This window comes from Ruegeria sp. AM1, from assembly GCF_056540745.1.
In genome coordinates this window covers 1-8,791 of the sequence record NZ_JBQFXH010000025.1, presented here as the reverse complement: position 1 = coordinate 8,791, position 8,791 = coordinate 1, and the positions used below count along the sequence as shown (strand labels likewise).

At 54.5% G+C, this 8,791-nt stretch carries 7 protein-coding genes; 4 read left to right on the top strand and 3 right to left on the bottom strand.

Annotation, left to right across the window (positions count from 1 at the left end):
* Positions 1-192: 192 nt before the first annotated feature.
* The 4 genes from ACR0I7_RS19815 to ACR0I7_RS19800 all read left to right on the top strand — a co-directional run bounded on the left by ACR0I7_RS19815 (position 193) and on the right by ACR0I7_RS19800 (position 5,198).
* The gene (locus ACR0I7_RS19815; protein WP_480514067.1) at positions 193-567 is read left to right on the top strand and encodes a hypothetical protein; all 375 of its coding nucleotides are present in this window, start codon (positions 193-195) and stop codon (positions 565-567) included.
* On the top strand, positions 560-2,338 hold the full coding sequence (locus tag ACR0I7_RS19810; protein WP_480514065.1) for a hypothetical protein: 1,779 nt from the start codon (positions 560-562) through the stop codon (positions 2,336-2,338). The genes ACR0I7_RS19815 and ACR0I7_RS19810 overlap by 8 nt, the downstream gene beginning before the upstream one ends.
* Before the next feature lie 449 nt (positions 2,339-2,787).
* Complete coding sequence (locus ACR0I7_RS19805) at positions 2,788-3,228, top strand: hypothetical protein (protein ID WP_480514063.1); 441 nt, start codon at positions 2,788-2,790, stop codon at positions 3,226-3,228.
* An 83-nt stretch (positions 3,229-3,311) separates the two neighbouring features.
* Positions 3,312-5,198: an AAA family ATPase gene (locus ACR0I7_RS19800; RefSeq protein WP_480514061.1), complete on the top strand. Its 1,887-nt coding sequence runs from the start codon at positions 3,312-3,314 to the stop codon at positions 5,196-5,198.
* 539 nt (positions 5,199-5,737) lie between these two features.
* On the opposite strand, the gene ACR0I7_RS19795 is transcribed toward ACR0I7_RS19800, so the two are convergent.
* The 3 genes from ACR0I7_RS19795 to ACR0I7_RS19785 all read right to left on the bottom strand — a co-directional run bounded on the left by ACR0I7_RS19795 (position 5,738) and on the right by ACR0I7_RS19785 (position 8,624).
* Positions 5,738-6,769, bottom strand: a complete 1,032-nt coding sequence (locus ACR0I7_RS19795; protein WP_480514059.1) for a Hint domain-containing protein — start codon at positions 6,767-6,769, stop codon at positions 5,738-5,740.
* A 124-nt stretch (positions 6,770-6,893) separates the two neighbouring features.
* Complete coding sequence (locus ACR0I7_RS19790; RefSeq protein ID WP_480514057.1) at positions 6,894-8,027, bottom strand: Hint domain-containing protein; 1,134 nt, start codon at positions 8,025-8,027, stop codon at positions 6,894-6,896.
* Positions 8,028-8,129: 102 nt separating this feature from the next.
* Positions 8,130-8,624: an invasion associated locus B family protein gene (locus tag ACR0I7_RS19785; protein ID WP_480514055.1), complete on the bottom strand. Its 495-nt coding sequence runs from the start codon at positions 8,622-8,624 to the stop codon at positions 8,130-8,132.
* Positions 8,625-8,791: the final 167 nt, after the last annotated feature.

Genomic DNA, 8,791 nt, shown 5'->3' with positions numbered 1-8,791 from the left:
AAAAAACTTGCGGTGGTCAGCCCCGTGACGGGGCGTGTAATTACGGGATATGCCTGACGGGACCGGCACACTTACTTGACCATGCTCGCAATGAATGGATGTACCGCGGACGAGATCGCGGCTAACGCCGGGCATAGTAGCCCAGCATCTTGCGAACCATACGTGGATGCCGCAATTGGCCACTTCCAACGCATGGAGAAACTCGTCGGAACGGCCTTCATTCCAATCGCAGATCGATTTCTTGGTAGCGTAACAACCAGCGCCAAAGACAATCAGGCCAACGAACTGATCCTGAATGAACAGGCCAACGGAGTGGGATCGTGTTCGAAAGGCGGATGCAACGCGATTGAGGCTGGGGTGGCGCCTCTGGCCTGCTACACTTGCCGTAAGTTCAGAGCATGGTCCGACGCGCCGCACGCCGACCTTCTGGAACTATTGATCGAGGAATTGGACAAGCTGCGAACTGACGGCCATTCATCGGTTGCGGATACCAGAATTCCAACCATTGTCGCTATCGGCGATCTCCTTGAGCGCATTCGCCAGAACGAGGACGGTATCGATGGGTAAGGTAGTTTCCTTCAAGCCGCGCTCGACAGATGCAAAACAGAACTTTGAGGATTATCTTGTAAGCGCAAAGGCCCTGCCCTTCATCCTGGCATCAAGCTTTAGTTGGAACGATACGGTATGGGATGTCACTGGCTTGGCAAAACCTGAACGTGCTGGCCGTGTTCCAACAATCAACTATAAAAATCTGTCAGGAGCTTTTGCCCAATTCGCTCGAGCGCTTGTTGTACACCGGATAGCTGAGTCGTTCGGAAAAGAGAAACAGATTGGCCGCTATAGCAAGCCAATTGCGCGTTTACGCAAACTAGCATCGGTCGCAGAAAATCATGGCATTCAACACCCATGTGACCTCACGCTTGAAGCGTTCGATGACACCGCAGCAACCCTCGCAACCGACAGTAAAAGTCCCTATAGTCTTGGTCAGCAAACCAGCGCTTTGAAGTGGGTTTTCGACGCATTGGATAACGGCGATCTACTCAATGTGCCGTTTGATTGGGAGCCACCGATCTCTCACACCAAGAACCACCGTAACCGCATAAAACCTAGAAAACAGGGGCGGTCACTTACGTCTCGAGAAATCGAGGCGGTCGGGTTTGCTTATCGTGAAGCACAAAAGCCGCGGGACATTCTCATCTCATCACTCCTTGCACTTCTCTGTTGCGCCCCGATGCGGGTCGACGAATTGCTTTCGCTGCCAGCTGATTGCGAAGTTTTGTCCGATCCCGGAGATGGATTCCGTGGCGGCCTCCGATGGTGGCCGAAAAAAGGTGGAAGACCACAGGTTAAGTATATTCCAGAGGCCATGCTACCGATTGCCAGCGAAGCGTTGCGCCGAATCCGAATTTTGACGAACCCTGCCCGTGCGGCTGCGCACAGGCATCTTGCTGGCGACCAAACCGTTGAAGTTCCAGAGGACTTCCCTGAGTTTTGTACAAAACCCAAGCTGAACTACGATCAAGCGCTATTTGTTATACCAAAAGGATTAGCGACCGGTGATGCTGCTGGAAATCCGAACAAACCACAACGTCTAACCTATCATCAGGTGCGACGCGCCATGGTCGGGGATCTCGGCGCAACCAGTGTCTTCCACTCCACTGGGGCCTTGACGCAAAAAGAACCCGCCTTCGAACTGACAACTCATATGGCCCGCCACTATCTCAACACTCTGGCACAGCGATCAAACGTGCCTCAGGCAGACATCGCACTTTGGTCAGGTCGGCGACTGGTTACGCAAAACAACGCCTACGACCACGAAACGGCTGAGGAGTTAGTCGCCCGCATTAAGGCGAAACGGGCACCGGAGCGCCTTCCTGCTATCAAAATCGACGATCGAGCGGCATGGGAAATGTCGCTGGTCAAGGACACTGCCCACACCACCCAGTTTGGCTGGTGCCAGCAATCTCTCCGTCAAGATCCATGCCGGATGTTTGGTAAATGCCTGAGTTGCCAGCACCTAGTGTGTGTTAAGGGGGCTGAAGGTAAGCTGGCTAACATCAAATCGGAACTCGAAAATGAAAAGGTTTTACGCGACAACGCGTTGAAAAAGAAGGCCAACGGCTATCCGATCAAAGACCGCTGGCTTGCTCTGTTCGAAAGGAAGATCGCTCGCCTCGAAGAACTGATTTCTATCCTAGAAAGCGATGACGTTGAGAATGGTGCCGCTGTGCGAAACGCAGATTCTGGACCTGAGCGCCTCCCGCAGTTTGATACGATTGCTTTCGGCAAGACACGGATCAGCCTGCCTGTTTCTGCCGACCATAAGAGTAAGGGGTAAACCGGTATGGCTACGAAAGGCGTCAAACAACTCCGCGAAAGACACATCGTTTGGCTCACAGAATGGATTCTGGGGCGCAAAGATGTACCCACCTATCGCGACATCTGCGACGCCCTTGAAGCCCGCTGGGGCATCCGACGAGAGCCGGACGTGCTCCGGAAACGTAAAGAAGTCCAGCGGGCATTGGACGCTCGGAAGACTGCAGAGAAGGAATGCCGCCCACCACCATCCCGGCGTCCGTCGGCGCGCCGCATGGAGCAACTAGAAGGTCAGGTCCAACGACTGACAGCGGAAGTGGCCACGCTACAGGCGGAACGGGACGCCCTCATTGAACGAAACTTGATGCTCGTAAATGCAATGAAAGCTAACCAGGTGCCCGAGAGCCGCATCGAACGTCCGCTCAGCCCGATCAATCGCGATCCCACGGAGCTGCAGACTAGGAGATCACGATGACCAAATCCGGGGCCGAACTAGGCCGTGAGCACGCCGCCCGTCTCGAAAATTATCTGGCAAGCATCGATGCTATACCATCTCGAAACGGCAAACCAAACATTACGGCAATTGCACGCGCCTGCGGCTTCGACCGGCAGGTGCTTTACAAAAATCCGGCGTGTGTTGCCCTCATTGGGGCCGCAGTCGCCGAACGAAGCCTTGATTCCAAAGATCCCTTTGACGGCGACCGCTCCGACTGGGTCCCGGTTGGCAAGTTGCGCGAGGCAGAGAAAAGGAACAGTACTCTGGAAAAGAAGATAAGCGAACTGCGGGCCCGTATCGTCGGCTTGGAAGCGCTGTTGCGCAGACGTGCAATCATTGATGACGAACTGATAGCACGAGGACGCCGGTCGACGCCATCGTCTTCTGCCCCCTCGTTTGCAGAGAAGCCCGAGTGAACATCCGTTTACAAAATAGCAACGCGAGGCTGAGTCCTAAACCGCTTCCACGCCCGAGCCGCGCGTTTGCGGCATACATGGCAATGGACAAGGACTTCCAGGGCATTGGGCCAGCACTCGCGGCCCGACTGGAAGAGCGCTTTGGCGAACACCTCCGAGATGTTATTGCAGCCCAAGACCCGCAAGTTGCTGAGATCATCGGGGAAAAGAACGCGCAAGCCGCCTTCATTGCCTACAAAGTCAAGGCACATGAAGTCGACGTCGTCGGTTGGTTGCAGGACCATGCAATTGACGAAAAGGTCGGCGTTCGGACTGCGATCAAAATCGCCCGGTGTTGGGGTGGTGAAGCTGTTAACGCGCTCAGGGATAATCCCTTTGTCCTGCTGGCATTCCTACCCTGGAATGTTGTTGATCGCATTGCTCAACGACTCGGTGTCCAGCCAGGCGACCAACGCCGCAGAGCCGCCGCCATCGAAGCGGTTCTTTATGCGCACCTTGATGGCAACGACACCGCAGTGCCGGTTAAGAAGATAATCCGAGCTGCTAGCGAACTCGTTGGCCTTCAAGATAGCCATGCGTGGGAAGACACGATTGAACGTGCCTTAGCCAGTGGTGGTGCGGCCAGGCTCGGTGAAGATTTGCAGCCCTATGGCGCGGCGGTCATGGAAACCGAGATTGCACGATGGGTTTTGGAAGCGGCAATGAAATCACCTTTCTCCGACCTCGCTCTTCCGAACGACTCTGGTGACGATCTCGAAAATCGGATTGCCACTTTTGAACGAAACAGCCCCCACTCTCTTACCAATAAGCAACGCTTAGCTATCCGTCTTGGTCTCACATCGCGGATCATGATCCTGGCAGGCTACGCAGGCACGGGAAAAACAACTTCCCTACGAGGGATATGCGAGATATCCCATGCGCAGGGACGCCAGCTTCACCTTATGGCGCTGTCTGGACGCGCAGCACAACGTATGAGCCAAAGTGCGGGGTTTCCAGCTGGCACAATCGCGGGGTTCCTCGCGTCGATACGGGATGGGCGAAGAACCATTGCTCCTGGGGATATCGTTGTCATCGATGAGGCTTCGATGGTGGACTTGCCGCTTCTCTGGCGGATTCTCAGGGTCATCGGCGATGCAAGCCTCATGCTGGTTGGTGACCCTGCCCAACTACCACCCATCGGCTTTGGATTGACCTTCCACGCATTTTGTAATGACAATGCCGTGCCGCGAACTGATCTTGACGAGGTCTTGCGCCAGACCGCCCAAAGCGGAATTCCCAAGATCGCGGAATCAGTTCGGAATGGGCAGGTTGTCAAACTGCCTGATTTTGCTGGCCTCGACGAAGGTGTCACGTTCACTCCATGCTGTGCCGACCACGCGGTGGCCCGACTTCAATCCATATACGCACGACTATTGGCGGACGGTGCCGACAATGATGATGTGCAAGTCATTGCGCCCGTTCGCCGAGGCCCAGCCGGCATTGAAGCCATCAACAGCAAGTTCCATGCCGCAAAGCATCAGATATCTGCCGCAGAGTACTTCCCCGGTCGCAAAGACGTCGCGGGCGGAGATCCCATTATCTGGACACAGAACGACTGGGACCGAGAGCTTATGAACGGCTCCTTGGGTCGGATTGAGAGCGTGTATGATGGAGTTGCCCACGCTTCACTAGATGGGAAGGTTCACGACCTGACAAGCCAAGATGCAGACTTCATCGAACTTGCTCATGCAATCTCGGTGCACAAGGCGCAGGGATCGCAATGGCCAGTGGTTATTGTTCCAGTCTTCCAGTCCAAGATCCTCGATCGTTCGCTCATTTACACCGCCATCACACGTGCGACAAAACAAGTTATCCTGATCGGGGATCCTGCCGCTTTGCATCGAAGTGTCCAGGCTGCACCTTCCGCCTCTCGACGTAGTGTGGGCCTGAATAGGAGGCTCTTGAGCGCCAAAACCTCGTCACCGAAATGACCAGAAACCAAACCGTAGCGAGGGTTTGACGGTACAAGGGCGCCAAGTCGAGAGCGATGCGATTGCGAAACCTCTACTGCCTGTGCAGCTTAAATCTCAAGTTTTTTGCCCAAAATCTTGTTGCGGTTGTGCGTCGTCATGGTCAGACGTGAAATCTTCACGGGTCAGAAGCGTCGCGCAGAGCGAAGAACGGATAAACTGCGCATCAGTCCACAGATGTTCTGCCATCCAAAAAGAGTTTGCGACAAAACCCTGTCGATCATATCGGAACCACGAGGGTTGGTCCCGGAGATACCAGCTCAAATGCCTCTGGCAATTGAACCGTTATGGCCTGGAACAGGCCACGTGGCGCAAAAAAGATGGCGCGGCGACGGGTTCGCGCTGTTCAAGAGATGCTCCTATGGCCAAGATCTACCTGCGCGTGAACGCCGCTGATCTGTCGACACGATCTGACGTCCTTCCCAGCCAATGAAGTAACTTCGAACAGCCTAAAAGTGAACAGTCGGCTGCGAAGTCTGGAGTTCCTTCCCACGTTCGGATCAGGCGTTCATCATAGCCAAAGCTGCGCGAATTTCGTGATGCTTCAAAATGGGTGCGGAGAGCGAAACAGCTTTGCCACCATAGAGCAAATCAGGAAAGAGCGCCTCTACTTCCTCTTTGGTCTCCAGATCCAGCGAGGAGATACATGGTTTGGCAGGGTGAAAACTCTCTGTCGGCGCGCCTTCCGCAAATATGATACGATGTTCGGTAAAGAGCAAATGATGGTAGGTCACACCGTTCGGCCAGTTTGTGTCGCGGAAAACGCTTGCAAGGCACGCCGCTAGTTGGCGGGCGGGGGCGAGCCCTCGTTCCAGACCTGTTGCAAGCTCAACACCGCTGCCGGACATCAGCATCCTGTGAGCTGGAGAAACCCACAAATCGCGCGTAGGGCAATCAGGTCCAAGTGCGCCTTTGCTGATGCAGACAGGATACCACTCCGGATGCGCTTGCAGTTCGGTCGGTGTGACATGCCGGGTCGCCCTGTAGCTGACCTGATCGGATTTACCATTTTCCAATGTAACCAGATCGCCGGGCTCTAAATCTTCTACCAACCGCAATCCGCCAGGGGTTAATATCCGCGTTCCCTCGACGAAACAGGTCAGGACAAAATCATCGAGGACGAGCATTGAGTCGACGCCGCCGAACCCGAAGGCGCCACGAATTCTCAAGACTGGATCATCGAAATCTGATGTGAACGTAATTGAAACGCTGTTTGTCGCGTCATTCGTTACCAACACGAAGTCGAGAAACTGAGTGTTGCCAGCTCCATTGACATCAATCAGTTCGACATTCAAACCGAAACCCCCAGAGGCGGAGCCCATTTCGGTGGCCGAAAAGGTAAGGGTGTATTCCTGCCCTGCTTCCAGAGCGACTTCCTGTTCAAGGCGGTCTCCCTCCTGAACGTCATTGTTGCCTGTTCCAAACACGACTTGGTTGTTTATCGGATCATGCGTGGGCGCAGTTGGTCCAGCACCGCTGACGGTCCAGCCGGTTAGGCCATTTGAGAAATCCCCGTTAGTAAGAAGCGGCATCCTGTTGCTCCTGAATGTACACAAGCACTGAAACTATCAACTTTTTTACCCGAAACACATACTACGTTAGAGCCTTACAACCGTTATTGACACAACGGAAAACAGGGCTTGCAATTGTATGTATCTATTGGTGTGGGCGCGCGGCATAAGGTTGAACTGAGTTCTTCTTAAGGCGGGTTATCAGCCGTTTCTGACGCTTGCGGTTTGGGATCAGCCGCGCTGAAACAGGAAAATACTCAGGGTTTGTGAGCTCTGGAAAGATCGCTTGTATTTCTTTGCGCGCCTCCGGGCTTAGAGAAAGCAGCGCCTGTGGCCCCGGATAGAGGCTTTCGGTTGGTGCGCCTTCAGCCCGAATGATCTCGTGCCGGTCGAATACGAGGTGAAAGTACTCCACGCTTTCTACTGTTTCGTCGACGTAAATCCCTGGGAGTTCCGTTAGCAGGATTGCCGATACCAGAACTTCATATGTTGCAAACATCCGTTCGGCAATTCTCGAGGAGACCAGCATCCGATGCTGGCGTGAGACCAGAAGATCGTGTTCCGGAAGTCCTCGACCCAGGGCACCTGCAACGATGCGGACTGGGCGCAGTTCGGGAGCAGCCAGTAGATCTTTTAAGCCGTACCGTTGCCTCAGGATCTTCCTGAGAACGCAGTGATCCCCTGACATGTTGGGTATCACATCTCCCTCCTGCAAATCCTGCACCTTGGCTGATCCGTCAAGCGTCGCGACTCTCGTCCCGTTGCAGAAGCAAACCGGCCCACCCGGTGTGACCGGCAGGAATATCGGGTTGGGATTTCCTTCCTCGAACTGAATCGAATAGGTTGCGGCTCCGGCGCTTGTCGGGGGGTCGATGTTGATCGAGGTGACACCAGCAGCCAGTCCGTTTGCCGCGGTGATGTTCGTAGTTCCGCCACCAATGTCATAAAAGCTCAGGACATCATCCGGATCGGCACCGATGTCGGTCAGCGCGTAGGCTTCGTAATTGTTTGGCCCCCCGCCGTTCGGATCCGTCAGCTGAATGGGAAAGTTGTCTTCAGAAATCACGTAGTATGTCTTACCCGAAGCTGGATCAAAGGTCGCAATAACACCTTGATCGGCGAGGTTGATCTCAATGCCGACAGCTCCGGTGTGTTGATAAAAGGAGACCGTAAAGTCAGCCGGATCCTCCCCTGGGCTCAATGCCACTTCAAGGAATTCCGAAACGCCGGATGAACCAGCGTAGGCGTTCGAATAGTGAAGCTCACTGATATATGCCATTCGGGGCTCTCCCATTGTTAAAAACGTTCACCGCACAGGTCATGCCGACTAACAGAGCAAGACACGCGGCCTAAGTGTGGACGGGTATCGATCTGTCCAACACTATTTAATGCTCTCTAATCTCTTGGCGGCGTCGCTAAAGCCGTCGAGGGACAGGTTCGCCTGCAGTTTCTGGCCGTCGCGGTTCACCATGAGAACGGTGAGTGTCTGAGAAGACTGCAAAGCCATCAGGTCGTCAGTTTCCAACTCGAGCTCTGCAACACAACCGATGGAGGCAAGACAGGTCGTGAAGGAGGCGACTTGCAAGTCCGTCTCCCCCGCCGACAGCCCGACACCTTCCCGAAGCAGCAAGCCAAATGGTGTGATAAGAGTGATCTTGAATGAATCTGTTGTAAACGCTGCAGAAATAATCCGCTTTCCGGTTTCCGGTTGAACAAGCTCCTGTGATACTTGGCAGATCCTCCGGGTGTCGGTGTCATCGGAAACTTGAGCAGCCCTGCAATGCACTGTCCAGCTGCCATAAGTTTCTGAAAGAGAACTGGGTTCCTGCGCAGAGCTCTCTGCCACCACCGCGCAAAGACCAATTGCCGCCAGCACGGCCCGACAACGCTGAGAGCGAGAGATCAAACAGCACATCCGTTCAGAACTCGATCTTGAGGCCAAGTGTGCCACCCAGAGTACGGCCCGAGCTCAATCCGGATCCAAATTCTGAACCGACCGTCACCTCACCAAAGATCGACGAACGCGCACCAGCGGCGCTGACC